The organism is Flammeovirga sp. AWQ4_249 (genome assembly GCF_056161045.1).
The window spans coordinates 22141-39050 of the sequence record NZ_JBSWYJ010000002.1; the positions used below are offsets into that span (position 1 = coordinate 22141).

Below are 16910 nucleotides of genomic sequence, written 5' to 3' on the forward strand. Positions count from 1 at the left end.
ATAGAGTGTTAGATATTATTTCTGATAAGTATCAATATATATAAAAATGTAGTTCCTTCCAATTGAACACAAAAAAAGCTCTTGATTTCAAACCAAGAGCTCCTTATTGTATATATCTATTTTTTATTGGAAATAATAAGAATCTAATAATTGTTCAGATCTTACTTTAAAAACCAATTTTCCAGCTTCATTATAAATCATTACATCACAACTGATACAAGCATCATTTGCCATTTTATAAGCCACTTTAGCCGTATAGTTTTGTAATTCATCAATGTTGTAAGTAATTGTTACATCTTCATTTTCTTTAAAATCATTTTTAAAAGAAAGTGTATAATCATGTACCAACTCTTTCATTGTGTCAAATATCATTAACTGTTGACCTTCAATTTTAATATAGGCTACTTCATCATCAGCCATATCTTCAATTGTATTTGCCTCTAATTTTAAAGGTGACCCTAATAAATAAAAAGGATTATCTAAATCTACATGCGTAATACATTGTGCATTTGATAAAGATGTCATTGAAAATATAAGTAGTACTGATAATAATAAAGTTTTCATTTTATTCCCATTTAATGATAATATAATTAATTGAACGAAAGACACTTATTCATGAATATCAAAATACAATCAAGAGTTATCAAAAAGTGATTTTTATAAAAAAGGCAAAAAAATGAACTCTAGTTGTAACATTATTTAAAGTATTGTCTCTAAAGAACAAACTAAAATACTTTTAATCATGAAAAATATAATATTACTCTTCTTTGTCTTTTTATACACTGACAATTCTGGTTTTGCAGGAGTTCAACCTATGGAAAACTCTACTTTGGATAGTTGGGCTACTCCTTTATAAAAGAAAAGAATTAAATGAATTTTTACAGAGTTATCAATCTATAGAATCTAATATTACAGAATAACAAAAAGCCACTCTATTCAACTAAGAATAAAGTGGCCTATTTATTTTCGCTAACAGAAATACTATGATTCCATTGTTAGATTGATCGCCTCAACTTTAGATACTTCAGGTACTGCATTAATTATAGCTTGTTCAATACCTGCTTTCAAAGTCATTGCAGACATTGGACAATCACCACATGCACCAAGTAATTCTACTTTGGCTACACCATCTTCAGTCACTTCTACGACTTTCGCATCTCCACCGTCAGCTTCTAAGTAAGGACGAATAGAGTTCAGTGCTTTTTCTACTTCGTTAATTAATGTTTCACTCATATATTTATCCAATTAAGGCGTTTATATCTTATTATAATTACTCCCAAGTTTTTATTTCAACTCGGTCAGTCTCCGGTAATTCAGCGTTTCTAATGGCTACAGATCTAGCTAATGATTCTGCAATTTCTGTAAAGGCTTTCCCAGCTGGATTTCCTTCTTCCATTACAACAGGAATCCCTTGATCACCACCTTCTCTTACACTTTGTACTAAAGGAACTTCACCTAAGAAAGGTAGCTCATATCTTCTAGCAAAAGTTTTACCACCATCTTGACCAAATAAATAGTATTTATTGTCAGGAAGTTCCGCAGGCGTGAAATATGCCATATTTTCCACAACTCCAAGGATTGGAACATTTACATCTTTCGAAGCAAACATCTTATATCCTCTTACCGCATCTGCTAAAGCTACTTTTTGTGGTGTAGTGACAATCACTGCTCCAGTTACTTTTGCAGTTTGAACCAATGATAAATGAATATCACCCGTTCCTGGAGGTAAATCGATTAACAAGTAATCCAAATCTCCCCAATCTGTATCCATGAAGAATTGACGAATTGCAGAACTTGCCATTGGTCCTCTCCATACTACTGCATTATCTGGAGGAGTTAAGAAACCAATAGAAAGTAACTTTACTCCATACTTTTCGATTGGAATGATGATGTTTTTGTCTCCTCTCTGCACTACTCCCGGTTGAGCATGCTCACAATTGAACATCGTAGGAATAGAAGGACCGTAAACATCAGCATCCATTACACCTACTTTAGCACCAGATTCTGCCAAGGCTAAAGCTAGGTTTGCAGTCACTGTAGATTTACCTACACCACCTTTACCAGAAGAAACCGCGATAACGTTTTTCACACCTGGTAAAACGGGACCACGTTGTTGAAGAGTAGTCACTTCGGCAGTCATATTTACCGTAATTTCTAAATCTTCAGCAACATCTCTATGAATAGCGTCCTCACAACGCTTTCTAATTAACTCTTTCAATGGGCATGCAGGTGTAGTTAACACCACTGTGAAAGAAACATTATTTCCTTCAACCTCTACATCCCTAATCATATTTAAAGAAACTAAATCTTTCTTTAAATCAGGCTCTTCTACTGTAGATAAAGCCTTTAAAATATCTTCTTGCGTATAAGCCATTAGTATCTTTTCCTTTATGGAAGTTTCTATACACAAAATTAATAGAAAAGAACTTCTAAACCTTAAGTTTATTTAGATTAATTATAAATATAATGTAATATTAGATTAGTTCTAAATAATAATGGATTTTTTTAGATCTCCTTTCATTAATTATTATAAAAAATTAACGTATTGTTTTTCCATTATTCTTCTTAGAAAGTGATTGGAAAGACAATACGTTATCTATTTGAAATAAAATTGCTTATTTAAGCCATTGATTTAACTGAAGAAAAGTATTGAGTAGGTGTCAATTGTTTCTCTTTTTTGAAGGCTCTATTAAATGCTGTTTTTGAATTAAAACCAACATTATAAGCATGTCCTAAATACGTCAGTTCTTGACGAGTATCTTTCTCAACTTCTTCAATGAAAGCATTGATTCTATACCCGTTAACAAAGTCATAAAAGTTTTTGTTATACCCTTCATTAATGACTTTTGAAATATCATGTGTACTTGTTTTGAAATGATTTGCTAATTCTGGTAATGTCAGCCTTGAGTTTGTATATAATTTCAATTCAAGCATCTCTTGGGATAACTTTTCTTTTATTTCTTCTTGTTCTTCAGAAAGACCTTGCTCTACTTTTTCTTCTACAGGAACAGTGATCACATTTTCTTCCATATTTTTGATCGTCTCGCCTTCTTCTACCCTCAATATTTCAGGTTGGTTCATGGCATAATAACCCATGATAAACGAGATGAATGAAATAATCAACCACATGGTATCAGCTAACATATCGATGATATTTTGAGGAGAATATTCGAATATATAAGCTCCTGCTCCTACAATATACATTAATACCCATATCGATAAACAAGAGGCATATACCATCATTACTCCATTCAAGTAAGAAATACTTCTGTCCTCTGACAAGAAGTTCATACTATGGTTATTCTGATAGTTCAATAATAATTTACACTTCCACCAATAATAGGCATTGAATAATAAACCAACTCCACCTACTATATTGAAATACAAGTCATAATATTGATTTAAAACACCATGTTCGAATTGATCATTAGGCATAGCCATCATTGGAATATAGGCCAATACTTGTAAGCCAAAAGGTATTAATCGATAGGCAATTTCTTTTGTCTTTATCTCTGATTCTGTCAATTGTTTTAAGTAAATAAAGAACAATGGACCATAGATAAATAACAATAATTCTGGTAATAGATAGATCTTTGGAAAGGCTTGAAATACTTCTCTATAATACATTGCTACTCTTGCCATCAATGCGACAGAAGTAAACAATATGATTAAGGCTAATATTACATTTGCTCTACGGTTATTTTCTTGAATACCAAAAATGGAGAAAATCAGCAATAAACCTTGAAATGCACCAAGTAATAATAAGAACATATAAGGTGTAGTTGTACCTCCTGTTAGATCTTCCCATGTACTTACTTTTATCGTCTTTTTCCAACCGTCCACTTTTACATCGTATGATCTATTTGGAATCGCTCTACCATTTTCACGTCCTTCCACAGAACTCCAACTTCCTCTTGTTATTTTATAATCAAACTTCGAAAGCCCTGCTGGTAATGTCAAATAATAATACCCATCGGCATGCTTTGTCATTTTACTTTCCAAATCTTGTGGTCTCCAATCATTAAAATCTCCTACCACAAATAGGCTCGCATCATAAGGTGTCTCTTCTGGAACCTCTGTAACAATGAGTTGAACTCGACCTTTTTGGCTTTCTGAAAAGTCTTGCCAAGCATGGATTTGAACATCAATTGTTGCATTGGTTTCTGGATCATACCAACGGTTAGATTTCAAGCCACCATCTTGATTTGCTTCTACTGCTTCCCAAGTACCTCTCGTAAATTTATACTGAAATGACTCTTTGCTTTTAGGTAATTCAATTACATAAAAACCTTCAGTATTACGAGTCAGTTTATAATTCGGATCATTTGGAATCCAATTATTCAAAGAGGAGGATAGATAAATTTCTGCTGAATCTGGTGTATCTGACGGTAGATCTATGATCTTAAATGTCATTGTACCATTATTTGCAAAAGTTATAAATGAGATGAATTGTAAAAAAAGTAAGTTTAATAGGAATTGAATTGTTGATTTAGAAACATTCATAATTATCATTTCATGCTAGTGTTTACCGTCAGACGCTAATTATTTTTCCAAAGATAATTGCTTATCTCAATTGATCAATAATTATATATCTAAAAGTGCCAAAATAAGTATAGTTAAAAAATAGACTAGTTCTTGTAATATGTTGTCGGAAGAGATATAACAGCCTGTCCATACTTAATTTTAGGATAAGTTTTTGAAATTTTCAAATTAGAGAGATTAATTTTTTCATTTCATGTAACAAATTGATAACAAATGAAAAAAGAGAACAAAAGTAATCTTCTGTTCTCTTCAAAATGGGGGCACTACTGTTGAATATTACTTCTTCAGTACTTTTTTAATATATACTTCATTTCCTACTTGTGTTTTAACAATGTGCAGCCCTTGATGAAAGTCTTTCGTCAAAATTTGTAAGGTATTTACCCCTTGACCCAGAATTCCATTATCGTGATATAATATTTGGCCATTCAAAGAATAAATAGTCAATTGATAAGGTTGTTCATCCTCCAAGCTCACTTTCACTTTTAATTCATTTTGAAAAGTATTTGGATAAACTGTCAAAGATTCTTTCAAGGTATTTTCTAAATCTTGATACCGAGCATTCCCTGTCTCAGGATTTACATTGTACCAATTTCCATCTTTGTACCATCCTTCTCCATTTCTAAATAAATCTGATGTCTGTGCTCCTTGTCCATTATGGAATAATAAATTCGCAGAAGTTGCTCCTGGAATTGTGTAAGAATACCAACCATTTCCATCATCATTCATGGCTAAACCTGGCCAATTTGTAGAGGTTCCATTGGAAGCATTCCAATAATGAATTCTTGTACTATTTCCCCAGTTACTTTTGAAGTGAACTGTCAATCCTTCAGGTTCAATTGGCTTAGTATCATACCATGTTCCATTCTTATACCACCCCTCTTTATCACGTGTTAGATCTGGTGATTTATACCCTGCATTATTATGAAATAATAAATTGATGGCCTCTACATTTGATGGAAATTCAAAATAATACCATCCTGCTGCATCCCCTTTTCCTTCTTCTAAACTTACACCAGGCCATGAAGTACTTGTAATTGCTCCTACTGGTAAGGCATTCCAATAATGAATTAACGGATTACTCACTCCTTGAAAATAGACTCTAAAACCAGCTAGTCTTTCTTCAATCGTGATTGTTTTTGTTATAATAGATGATGAATTACCTACATTATCAACAGCAAAAGCTTTAATTACATGTGCTCCTAAATCATTAATTACAATTTCTACAGAATTACTTGAAGACATTGAGTTCGTTGTTGGTTCAGAACCATCTGTAGTATAATAGATTACAGGATTAGCATCCCTTTCATCTTCTGCTGTAATTGTAATGATAGCTTCATTATAAAAATTATTTTCTGAAGGAGTCATCCCTAAACCTGGCGCTTGTTCGTCAAACAATTGTACCCATTCACCATTTTCAAATCCATACCCTTCTTTTCCGCAAGAAGACATATCGCCAGTTTGGCTTCCTCCATTGTTATTGAAAATTACATAAGAACATTCTTTTCCTTCAATTGTATACTTTTTCCATCCTGCTCCAAGTTCAGATGCATCTTGCATTACTTCACCAGGCCAAGTTGTCAATGCTTCCACATTTCCATCTTCATATTCATCCCAGAAATAAACATGAGAATATCCTTTTGCATAGACAGTATGTGTTGCAATTTGCTCAAAAGTGAAAGCTTGTTCTTGTACTGCTGATGCTCCATTTTCATTGTAAGCTATTGCTTTTACCACTACAGTTTGACTTTCATCACCACTAACAGAGAAAGTACCATTATACAGAGTTGAAGATGATGAAGGGGTTGAACCATCCGTAGTGTAATAAATTTCACCATTTTCTGTAGCTGAAATACTCACATTACCTTGTCCTGTGGGAAAATTAGTGGTTGCACTTCCGATTATTACTTCTGGAACTGCTGGACCAGGGCAATCACCAGGACATTCATCTGACCACGAACCATCTCTGTACCATCCCGTTCTATTTCTAGTTAAATCATCAGATTGGGCTCCTCCATTATCATTAAAAACAATACTAGTCGAAGCAACTGATAAACTTGCTTTGTACCATCCATTCCCAGCATTTGTCATCGTTACTCCTGGCCAATTGGAGTCTTCTTGAATACCCACAGGAGTAGCATCAAAGTGGTGCATATTAGCACTCCCCCAACTGGGCGGCTTGTAAAAGTAAATTGAAATAGGATCCAATTGTCCAATACTATACTTTTTGGTTTTAGAAGAAGTTCTTCCTTCTGCATTTACAGCAATTACTTTTACTGTAGTTGTTTCTGTTAGTTCAAAAGCTCCCTCATACATCTCCCAATTTTGATAGTCATCAGTGTTTGCATTTTCATCTAATGAATAATAAATCGATACGGGTGGTGCTTCAGTATCTGTAGCTGAAATAGATACTTCAATACTATTTTCATCATACGTCACATCTGGAGCGATTGTAATTACAGGTTTTGATTCATAGATATAGTTTGTATTGTACATCAGAACAATTCCTTCACTATCTGCAGTAAATGATACTGATCCATTCTCAACAACAGCACTATTTCCGCTATAATGATCAACAATAGTATCTCCTTCGGCAAAATATTCTCCTACATCAAAAGTTACATTTCCATTTGCTCCAATAGCCACAATAACTCTATCAGCAATCCCTTTTTCTGGGTTTACATAATCTCTCACAAACGTATAAGGAGCACTTCCAATTTGTTGATGTGAACCGGCTCCTACCGCTGGGTGATCTCTTCTGAATGTTCCTAATTTCTTCCAAAGAGTATGTTGACTTTGATTAAAATTACCCCAGTTCATATCTGAACGAGTATTCTGCTCTACATCACTCCAATTTCCTTCAGGTCGTCCTGTTTCATCTCCATAAAAAATTTGGATACCACCAGGTAAAAGTAAAAATCCAGGTCCCGCAGCTTGTAAACTATTTCTATCAAATAATGGAGGAACATCATGAGAAGATAAATAACTTAATGAGTTCCAAGTTGGATCGTCATTGATCGTTGCATATTCACTAAATAAAGATTCTAATGAAGAAGCTTCTCTACTACTCACTCTTGCATCATTCTTTAAGTTAAAATTAATGACAGAGTTAAAATTACCATCTGTATGATAGTTCGATTTATTTTTTCCATGCCCCCAAACTTCAGCAGTCATCCAAAAATCCTCATCATCCAATGCTTTTTCAGGATACTCTGCTTTCCAAGCATTTAATGCCGCAATAGCATATTGTTTTAATCGAGACCATCTCTCCATCTCCACGTGCTTTGCTGTATCTACTCTAAAACCATCGATACCATATTTTCTAACCCAATCTGTCAACCAAAAAATCATGTAGTTTGAAACTACTCTTGGAAGTCCAGTGGCATTAAAAAAAGCATCTAACTCTGCTGTCTTTTGTTGTAATGTTCCTTCTCTGGTCCATTTATTTATTAAAATTGGTGGAATACCCACCTCAGAAATATCTTCTGTTTTTAAGTCTGGTAAAAAACCTACACAATTGTCAATTCCACCACCTGAAGAACAGTCGTCATATCCACCAACATCAGGGTGTCTCATCCAGTCTGGCCCCCAATAATTAGATATCCAAGAACCTCCTGAATTATAATCAATAAAATTCTCATGGTAAGAATGCCAGCTTTCTCCCCCTGAAGGTTGCCAACCTTTCCAAGCTGGATCAACAGAACCATAATTATATTCTTCCATATCATGCATAGTAAGATACCCCGTATGATTCATTACTACATCGACAATCACACGAATACCTCTTTCATGAGCTTCATCTATGAATTCTTCAAAATCATTTTCAGTACCCATGTTTTGATCTAATTCAGACCAATCCATTGCATAGTAACCATGATACCCGTAATGACGGAATGAGCCATCCGAGCTACCACCAACCCAACCATGCATCTGTTCTACAGGAGAAGTAATCCAAATAGCATTAATGCCAATAGATTCAAAATAACCTTCACGAAGCTTTTGGGTAACTCCTTTTAAATCCCCTCCATGAAATTCACCAGCCGATGAATCATCCGTATAATTGGCTCCATTTCCGTTTTTTCCTCTTCCATAAGCATTGTTATTGGAAGGGTCTCCATCATAAAAACGATCGGTCATCATAAAGTAAACCGTCGCATTGTCCCATGTAAAGTTGTTTTGAGTTGGAGAGTTGTTTTGAGCTGAAGCTCCATAGATTGTCATGAGAGACAATACTGATAACAACATCAGCATTAGTAATAATCCTTTTTTCATTTTCTTTTTAATAGTAATAGTTCTAATATTTAGTTTAATACCATCGCATATGCTGATTTTATTAAACTACACCGTTTGCATTTCAATTCATGCATCCAAGATGAAAAAAGAAATTTTCTATTTCGACACTCTAACAAAAGGGACGTACCAATCTTATTTATTGTAAGTACCACAGCATCAATTGGCACGATGTCACTACCCTCTAGATACGTAGGATTAAGAATGAACTATTCATTTTTCATTAAATTAAAAGGAACCTATTTTTTTAAAATGGAAATGTCTATTTGTTTGTGTATCTTTCTTATTCTTAATATTCAAAACTAAAAACGACTATGAGTTTTTCAGAAATAAAACGTGTAAGTATTATTGGTGCTGGCTGGTTGGGAATGCCATTAATCACTGCGTTAAAAGAAGCAAACTATGAAGTGAAAGCAAGTACAGGTACAAAATCAAAACTTGGAACGATTGAAGCGTTAGGAGCAAAACCTTATTATTTGCGTTTTGATCCTACTTGTAATGACATTGAAGGTTTAAAAGATCTTTTGGACACTGATGCAGTCGTGATTTGCCTTGCTCCAAGGTTTTCACAACATAACATGATGACTTTCCATGCAGAGCAAATCAAAGTAATTAAAGATTTAATTGAGGAACTCCCTGTCAATAAAGTCATATATACTAGTTCAACGAGTGTTTACAAAGATGTAAATGAAAATATCAATGAAAATGGTCCAACATCAGAGCATCCTCGTTCACGTTCTGTAATTTTAGCAGAAGAAGTACTAAGAATAAACACAGATTTGGATGCTACAATTCTTCGTCTTGGTGGCTTAATGGGATACGATCGTATACCTGCTAAATACGTAGATGGTAAAAAAGATCTTATCACTGGAGATACACCTGTGAATTATGTCTTTAGAGATGATGTGATTAGAGCAATTATTAAAGTAATAGAGGTAAATGATCACAATAGTTGGAACAAAGTGTTTAATGTAGTCGCTCCTGAACATCCTCCAAAAAGAATAGTATATGAAGGAACGGCAAAATATGGAGGATATATTATTCCTACTTTTATGTCTCCCTCTTCTGCTCCTCCATTTAAAATTGTAGAAAGTCAAAAAATTTCGGATAAAATAGGATTCACGTTTTTAAATGCTGATCCTCTAGGTTTTACGTATGACATCATGGAATAATCCATTGATAATTAATATATTATTATTCAAAGAATTCTATTTAACGTAGAAGTTAATAGAAATAAAAAATCAACACTTTCACCTGAAGTACTCATTTTAAAATACTTCAACTCAAATGAAAGTGTTGATTTCTTTTTATACAAAAAAGAAACCCACTGCAAAACAGTGAGTTTCTCTCCCCTTAACAATTAAACCAAATAATTAATTAAGTATCGTTACTATCACTAGGAAAAAAATTTAGTAACAGTTGAGCTAAGCTCTAGACACTTAACTATTTAAGTGTAATGTAAAGGTACATTAATATTTATTTACATCTATTGTATTTCGCCTAATCCCTTTCTTTTTTCGATAAAACATCATTTTCATTCGATTAATATCCTAGAGATTAATCAATTCGCTTCAAAATCGTATTCACTTGTGCTAAATAACCACTCCCAAAAAGGTTAGCATGTACTAATAAAGGATATAAATTATAGACATCAACTCTATCCTTAAACCCTGATTCACAAGGGAAAACATCATTATATGCTTCATAAAATGATTGATCAAAACCTCCAAATAATGTAGTAAATGCTAGTTCTGCTTCCCTTTGACCATAGTATACTGCTGGATCAATCATTGTAGGCTTTCCCAACTCATCGTACATAGTATTGCCACTCCAAAGGTCTCCATGTAGTAATGAAGAAGGTTCTTCAGGAAAGAAACCTTGCAATTTTTCCAATAAACCTATTGCATTATTTTTATAATTAGTGGGCATTATATTTTTTTGAATGCCTAATTCCACTTGTGGTACAATTCTCTCCAAAACAAAAAAAGAAAGCCAATCGTCATGTTGTTTGTTTGATTGTTCAAGCTTTCCAATATAGTTTCCTTCTGTCAACCCAAAATATGCTGCAGTTTGTTGATGCATCTCTGCTAATTGTTCACCAAAAAGTGTCCAATAGTTATTTAAAGTACGTTTCCCTTCAATAAATTCCATTAAAATATAACTGATTCCTTGATAGCTTCCCACACTCAATACTTCTGGTATTCTAATAGAAGATCTCGCTCTCAGCAGATTTAATCCTTCTTTTTCCTTTTCAAAAAAATGAGGCGGCATTTCATTATTATATTTTAAAAAGTATTTCCCATTGTTGGTCTGCAATACAAAAGAATTATTGATACACCCCCCTGAACATTCATAAGTCTCTTTGAGTTGAAAGTGAGTACCTAGTTCATTTTGAAGAATATTCTGGAAAAATGTATTTTGATGTAATTGGTTCATTATTACTTTAGTTTTATTGGAAGAGTATTACAAAAAGAATGTTTTTATACTTTATAAGTTGATTACACTGCAATAAAATACCGTAGATTAAATTTTGATAATTATCTTTAAGGAAAATTATGCTAGATATATTATTTTTTACATGCATCTAATTTATAAAGCCTTAATAGTTTCCTTTTTCAGCTTACTATTGTCTGTTCCTACATTTGCTCAGAAAAATAAGTTTGAAACCGCACATATTTCTGCAGGTATTAAGGGAGGATATTATTCTTCTACCATTGGGTTTTACCCCGCAATCAACAGTGTTCCTAAAGCTGCTCCAAGTTATGGTGTTGTTTTTAAATATCATGCTGAAAAGAATTTTGGAGCTCAAATAGAAGTCAATTATGCTTCTATCGGTTGGACTGAATTGAATAGATTTGATGTCGAGCAGGAAATCTATGAAAGGTCAATGGATTACGTTCAAATTCCATTTCTTACCCATATTTATATAGGAAAGAAAAAACTACAGGTGTTTATAACATTAGGACCTCAGTTTGATATTTTACTAAGTGAAAGTAAAAATGTAATCACAGACTTAGACGATCAAACTTATGATTATTATGATAAGGAAGCTGCTCCGTTTACGGTTTCTCTAGCTGGCGGAGGTGGCATTAACTATATTACAAAGTTCGGTCATTTTCAACTAGAAGGACGTTTTTCAGCGAGTATGATGAATGTTTTAGAAAATGAGGTAAGAACTTCAACTGACCGTTCAACAGCTATCTCCGGTGGTATTACTTTCTCTTACTTGATTCCAATAAGAGGATGGAAAAACAAACCCAAAAATGAGAAACCTGATGATATAAATGAACCTCCTACTCTCAATTGGGAAAAAAGAGATTAAAGACACAAAAAAAAGGAACAATTCAAATTGTTCCTTTTTTTGTGACTATAGATGACTAATTATATACTATCTTTTTTTGTATCTAAATAAGCAATTACTTCATCAGCCGCTACTTTATAAGTTTTATCTAATTTTGCACTCTTGAATGAATGTAATGCTAAATCATATTCTTTATTTTTCATAGCTGCTATTCCTAAAGTAAAATAGTACTTAGATTTCGTTTTCACATCTAAACCATTATACCTTACTAATTCATTAAGTACACCAATTGATTCATCAATACGATCTAACTTAAATAAAGCTACAGCTTTAGTGTATTTTACAATATAATTATATTCATCGATAGCCAATGTTTCATCGCATGATTTAATAGCATCTTCATAGTGTTCGGAACCCAGTTGCCATGACGCTACATCTTGATATGTTTTCACTTTCATTCCGTCATCTTCTAAGTTATCAATCATATGATATGCTTTTTGAATTTGATCAGATTTATCTGAAGTGACTTCAGCTATCTTTATTTGAAGTTCATGCACTTTCAAATTACTTTGATCTTGCTTTAATGCATTATAAAGGAGGTCTGAAGATTTTTCAAAATCATAGATTTCATAATAACATAAAGCTATCCAATACTTATATTCGGGAGTTAACTTAAGAACTAATTTACGGTAAGAACCATAATTAGCTTTTTCTATAATATTATCGAGTTTTTCAAACTCTTCTAGATTATAATAAGCAAAACCTAGTTCATAATAAAAACGAGCTAAATGATTATTATTACTTGATTTTACATATTGAAGAGCAGTATTAATATCATTTACAGCATTCATATACTCTCCATTCATATTGTAGAGCTTAGCTGAGTAATATAAAGCAATAAAGTTATTATGAGCTACAGCCATAATTTCATCAATATGCGGTCGTGCCTCCTCATACTTCTCTTGCTTAAATTTGATCATGATAATTTGATTTTTAGAAGTTACCCTCAATTTCATATTATCATTGTATTTAAAAGCATTATCGAAATAAAGCACAGCTTCGTCCAGGTAATCTTTTCTTAAATAAAGATTAGCCAACTGATAATTCATTATTCCATTTTTAGGAAAATGCTTTAACCCCTCAAGAAAAGTATCAATAGTATTATTGAATTGCTTTAATGAATATTGACATTTCGCCTTTCTTAAATAATAGATTTCTTTAGTCGAATCATATTTGATTGCTAAAGTATATTCATCAATTGCTTTCGTTAGTTGTTTTCTTTTATATAAGTTTTCGGCATTAGCAAAATGTTCTAATGACCTTTCTTCTTGGGCATATAAAGCAATGGATGTTGTTAAACCAACAGTAAGTAATAATATTTTGAGTAGTGATCGAGCCATAATAAGAAATTGCATCGGAATTATATTTCCAATTATTGATATGTGTTCACGTGTTTAGTTTTATACATACTAAAAATCACTTAATTAAATGTCGTAAAATACATATAATTAAGTGATTTATTATCATTTGTAAAGGAAAAAAATCAATTTTAGTAGAAAAATCTTATTCTGAATAAAATTTATCATCAGAAAAATCTCTTTGTAACCAATTTACCATATCCTTTTCGTAGTCTTCTTTATTATAATCCGTTGAAGCTAACGTCAATGTAATCGCATTTTTAGAAAAATATAATGTTCTCCAAACATGTGGAGGCAGATAAAGTCCTTGTCTTGGATTATCCAATAGAAAGACTTGTCTTTTCATATCTTCCATAATTACTTCCACCTCTATTGAACCACTTACGGCTACAACTACCTCTTCTGTTTCTTTATGAGCATGATTTCCACGTATAGTGTCTCTATTTGCACCATGTGTCCAAAATACTCGCTTGATTTTAAAAGGAATTTGTGTCAATTCAGATGCAGGAGTCAAAAAACCTTCTTCATATGAACCAAACTCCTCTAACTCAATCACTCGAGGTAAAGTATTAATTATGTCTTTTTTCTTTAATGTCATCGCACAAATAATAAAAAAATAGCGTCTTTAAACAATTAAAATATTTAAAGACCTAGAATGCTCAATGAATCTCTTAGATTAAGCCAATTTTCTTTTTAATTTTCTCAGGAATAGCATCTTTATGCACCATTACAGATACTGTTTTCATTTGGATATACCCTTCAGACATGTAAAGGTATCCTCCAAAATCATTTGATTCTGCTCCCCATGAGTTTTTAGTCACATAGTATTTTTTTCCATCATTGTCCTTCACAATTCCGACAATATGCATTAAATGATCATCTGTTGTAACATAATTATCATACGCACTTTGTCTTTGTTTTGAAGTAACAACTGGCTCTTTTCCATCTACTCCCTCGATAGTTGCCTTACCATCTTTATGAGAGAAAGATTTTTCACTTACATCTCCATCCCAAGTTAATGAAAACCCTTTATTCAAAGCGTTATCCATTACATCTTGAAGATCTTTTAAAGGTAAATTATAATAAGAACCATCAGACCAGTTATCAGGAATCTCTAACACACATTTCTCATAATCTTCATGATTAGTGAACGATGTTAATTCAACATAGTCGTTCGGATTAAAATCCATTGCCTTTGCAAATTCTTGAGGGGTATACTTTTGACCATCTAAAGTAAATGATGATGGTTTAGCACCCATATATGCATCTAGAACAGATTCTAAAGCCGATTTCCATTTTGTAGAAATACTTCTTGAACTAGCTAATGTATTCAACATACTTTCCATCACACCGAAAAGTTCAGCATGATCGTGCATTCCTTTATCTCCTCCTTTTCCATCGTAAACATTATTTGGAACAAAGCCATTCGTTTTGATCACATTCATAACATCATGTGCCAAACCTCCTTCTCCAAATTGTGTTTTACCATGTCTTCTTATATATCTCTCTGCTTTTTCAGGATAAGTGTTTCTGACAAAGTACATTTCAGAAAGGTCAAACTGTCCTTTCCCTTTTCTCATCAATTCTGATTCGATGAATGAAGTAGTAGAAAAACTCCAACAAGTCCCTGTTCTTCCTTGACTTTTTACGGGCGTGGTTTTGACTTGATGGATTACTTTAAGTTGAGTACCGTCAACAATCGCCTCTTTTTGTTGGGCAAATGCAGAAACAGTAGAAATACCTGCTAATAAGACAGAAGCGACTACACTTTTAAATGATAGCGATTTCATATCCTTATATTTATATATTTTAGACGAATAATTATATTTTCATTAGTTACGCGTACAATATACCCCTATTATTCATCAAATAACAAATTATTAACATATATCTTGATAAAAAGCCTTAACAGTAAAAACATTTAGGGAACGGGATCGTAACCACTTCCTCCCCATGGATGGCAACTTTTAATTCTTTTGATGGCTAATTTACCTCCTTTTTTTAGCCCGTGTTTTTTTAATGCCTGAATCGTATACTCAGAACATGTAGGCGTATATCTACATGACGCAGGGGTATAAGGAGAAATCAAAAGCTGATAACCTCTTACTAAAACCACTAAAACCTTCGAAAAAAACGCATTCATATTTGCATATTCGGTTATAAGTCACTTAAAAAACCTTCATTTTTGACGTTTTTTAGGCGATCCAATGATAAATTGTAATAAAAAGGATGATCTTTATTCACATTGACAATGTAATTATATAAATTGCAACCGCAAAAGTAATATTAATATTTACTAACAAATAACCAACTGCAACCATGAGTGTATTGGTCAATAAAGACTCTAAAGTAATTGTTCAAGGATTCACAGGATCTGAGGGCAGTTTCCACGCCGAGCAAATGATTGCTTACGGCACAAATGTAGTAGGTGGTGTAACTCCAGGTAAAGGAGGACAAACTCACCTTGATCGTCCTGTTTTCAATACTGTAGAAGATGCAGTAAAAGAAGCAGGTGCTAATGTTTCTATCATTTTTGTTCCGCCAGCATTCGCGGCAGATGCAATTATGGAAGCTGCAGACGCTGGTATCAAAGTAATTATCGCAATTACTGAAGGTATCCCTGTTGCAGATATGGTAAAAGCGAAAAACTACTTAGCTGACAAAGACGTTACACTTATCGGACCTAACTGTCCAGGTGTAATTACTCCAGGTGAAGCTAAAGTAGGTATTATGCCAGGTTTCATTTTCAAACCAGGTAAAGTAGGTATCGTTTCTAAATCAGGAACTTTAACTTACGAAGCTGCTGACCAAATCGTAAAAGCAGGATATGGTGTATCTACAGCTATCGGTATCGGTGGTGATCCAATTATTGGTACATCAACAAAAGAAGCTGTTAAGTTATTAATGGCTGATCCTGATACTGACGCAATCGTAATGATTGGTGAAATCGGCGGTAACTACGAAGCTGAAGCTGCAAAATGGATCCAAGAACAAGGTAATCCAAAGCCAGTTGTAGGTTTCATCGCAGGTCAAACTGCTCCTAAAGGACGTAGAATGGGTCACGCGGGTGCTATCGTTGGTGGTGAAGACGATACTGCTGAAGCGAAAATGCGTATCATGGGTGAATGTGGTATCGCAGTTTCTAAATCTCCAGCAGATATTGGCGAAACACTTGCTAAACTTTTAGTGAAAGCATAAACTACCTATTAAAAAGGTTATTTCTTTAACCTTTTTAATTTTAGTTTTAAGTTATAAAAAAGCTCAATTGATGTCATCATTGATATCATTGAGCTTTTTTAATTTTACAATAATCTATTTCTATTAATGAATTATTTACCTGAAATAACATTAAATATTATCAT

The 16910-nt window shown here is 33.2% G+C and carries 13 protein-coding genes; 3 read left to right on the top strand and 10 right to left on the bottom strand.

Annotated elements, in window-relative coordinates; genetic code table 11:
• Positions 1-123: 123 nt before the first annotated feature.
• The 5 genes from ACXAHM_RS02045 to ACXAHM_RS02065 all read right to left on the bottom strand — a co-directional run bounded on the left by ACXAHM_RS02045 (position 124) and on the right by ACXAHM_RS02065 (position 8811).
• Positions 124-564, bottom strand: a complete 441-nt coding sequence (locus ACXAHM_RS02045) for a hypothetical protein (RefSeq protein WP_474958729.1) — start codon at positions 562-564, stop codon at positions 124-126.
• Between the two features lie 417 nt (positions 565-981).
• The gene (locus tag ACXAHM_RS02050; RefSeq protein ID WP_474958730.1) at positions 982-1233 is read right to left on the bottom strand and encodes a NifU family protein; all 252 of its coding nucleotides are present in this window, start codon (positions 1231-1233) and stop codon (positions 982-984) included.
• A 37-nt stretch (positions 1234-1270) separates the two neighbouring features.
• Positions 1271-2374, bottom strand: a complete 1104-nt coding sequence (locus ACXAHM_RS02055) for an Mrp/NBP35 family ATP-binding protein (RefSeq protein WP_474958731.1) — start codon at positions 2372-2374, stop codon at positions 1271-1273.
• A 245-nt stretch (positions 2375-2619) separates the two neighbouring features.
• On the bottom strand, positions 2620-4503 hold the full coding sequence (locus tag ACXAHM_RS02060) for a helix-turn-helix domain-containing protein (protein ID WP_474958732.1): 1884 nt from the start codon (positions 4501-4503) through the stop codon (positions 2620-2622).
• A 315-nt stretch (positions 4504-4818) separates the two neighbouring features.
• The gene (locus ACXAHM_RS02065) at positions 4819-8811 is read right to left on the bottom strand and encodes a starch-binding protein (RefSeq protein ID WP_474958733.1); all 3993 of its coding nucleotides are present in this window, start codon (positions 8809-8811) and stop codon (positions 4819-4821) included.
• A 332-nt stretch (positions 8812-9143) separates the two neighbouring features.
• Between ACXAHM_RS02065 and ACXAHM_RS02070 the strand changes: the two genes are divergently transcribed.
• The gene (locus ACXAHM_RS02070; RefSeq protein ID WP_474958734.1) at positions 9144-10001 is read left to right on the top strand and encodes an NAD(P)H-binding protein; all 858 of its coding nucleotides are present in this window, start codon (positions 9144-9146) and stop codon (positions 9999-10001) included.
• Positions 10002-10386: 385 nt separating this feature from the next.
• Here the strand turns inward: ACXAHM_RS02070 and ACXAHM_RS02075 are convergent, their stop codons facing one another.
• Entirely contained in the window at positions 10387-11265 is an 879-nt protein-coding gene (locus ACXAHM_RS02075; protein ID WP_474958735.1) for a fructosamine kinase family protein, read from the bottom strand.
• Between the two features lie 142 nt (positions 11266-11407).
• On the opposite strand from ACXAHM_RS02075, the gene ACXAHM_RS02080 reads away from it, so the two are divergent.
• Positions 11408-12151, top strand: a complete 744-nt coding sequence (locus ACXAHM_RS02080) for a porin family protein (protein ID WP_474958736.1) — start codon at positions 11408-11410, stop codon at positions 12149-12151.
• Positions 12152-12210: 59 nt separating this feature from the next.
• On the opposite strand, the gene ACXAHM_RS02085 is transcribed toward ACXAHM_RS02080, so the two are convergent.
• The 4 genes from ACXAHM_RS02085 to yidD all read right to left on the bottom strand — a co-directional run bounded on the left by ACXAHM_RS02085 (position 12211) and on the right by yidD (position 15691).
• Positions 12211-13530, bottom strand: a complete 1320-nt coding sequence (locus ACXAHM_RS02085) for a tetratricopeptide repeat protein (RefSeq protein WP_474958737.1) — start codon at positions 13528-13530, stop codon at positions 12211-12213.
• A 163-nt stretch (positions 13531-13693) separates the two neighbouring features.
• Positions 13694-14146 (bottom strand): sugar 3,4-ketoisomerase, encoded by a 453-nt coding sequence (locus ACXAHM_RS02090; RefSeq protein ID WP_474958738.1) that lies wholly within the window; start codon positions 14144-14146, stop codon positions 13694-13696.
• Positions 14147-14219: 73 nt separating this feature from the next.
• Entirely contained in the window at positions 14220-15338 is a 1119-nt protein-coding gene (locus ACXAHM_RS02095) for a C1 family peptidase (RefSeq protein ID WP_474958739.1), read from the bottom strand.
• Positions 15339-15469: 131 nt separating this feature from the next.
• Positions 15470-15691 carry a membrane protein insertion efficiency factor YidD gene (yidD, locus tag ACXAHM_RS02100; protein ID WP_474958740.1) on the bottom strand — a complete coding sequence of 74 codons (222 nt, stop codon included), beginning with the start codon at positions 15689-15691 and terminating at the stop codon, positions 15470-15472.
• A gap of 176 nt (positions 15692-15867) precedes the next feature.
• On the opposite strand from yidD, the gene sucD reads away from it, so the two are divergent.
• Positions 15868-16746, top strand: a complete 879-nt coding sequence (gene sucD, locus ACXAHM_RS02105) for a succinate--CoA ligase subunit alpha (RefSeq protein ID WP_474958741.1) — start codon at positions 15868-15870, stop codon at positions 16744-16746.
• Positions 16747-16910 lie beyond the last annotated feature (164 nt).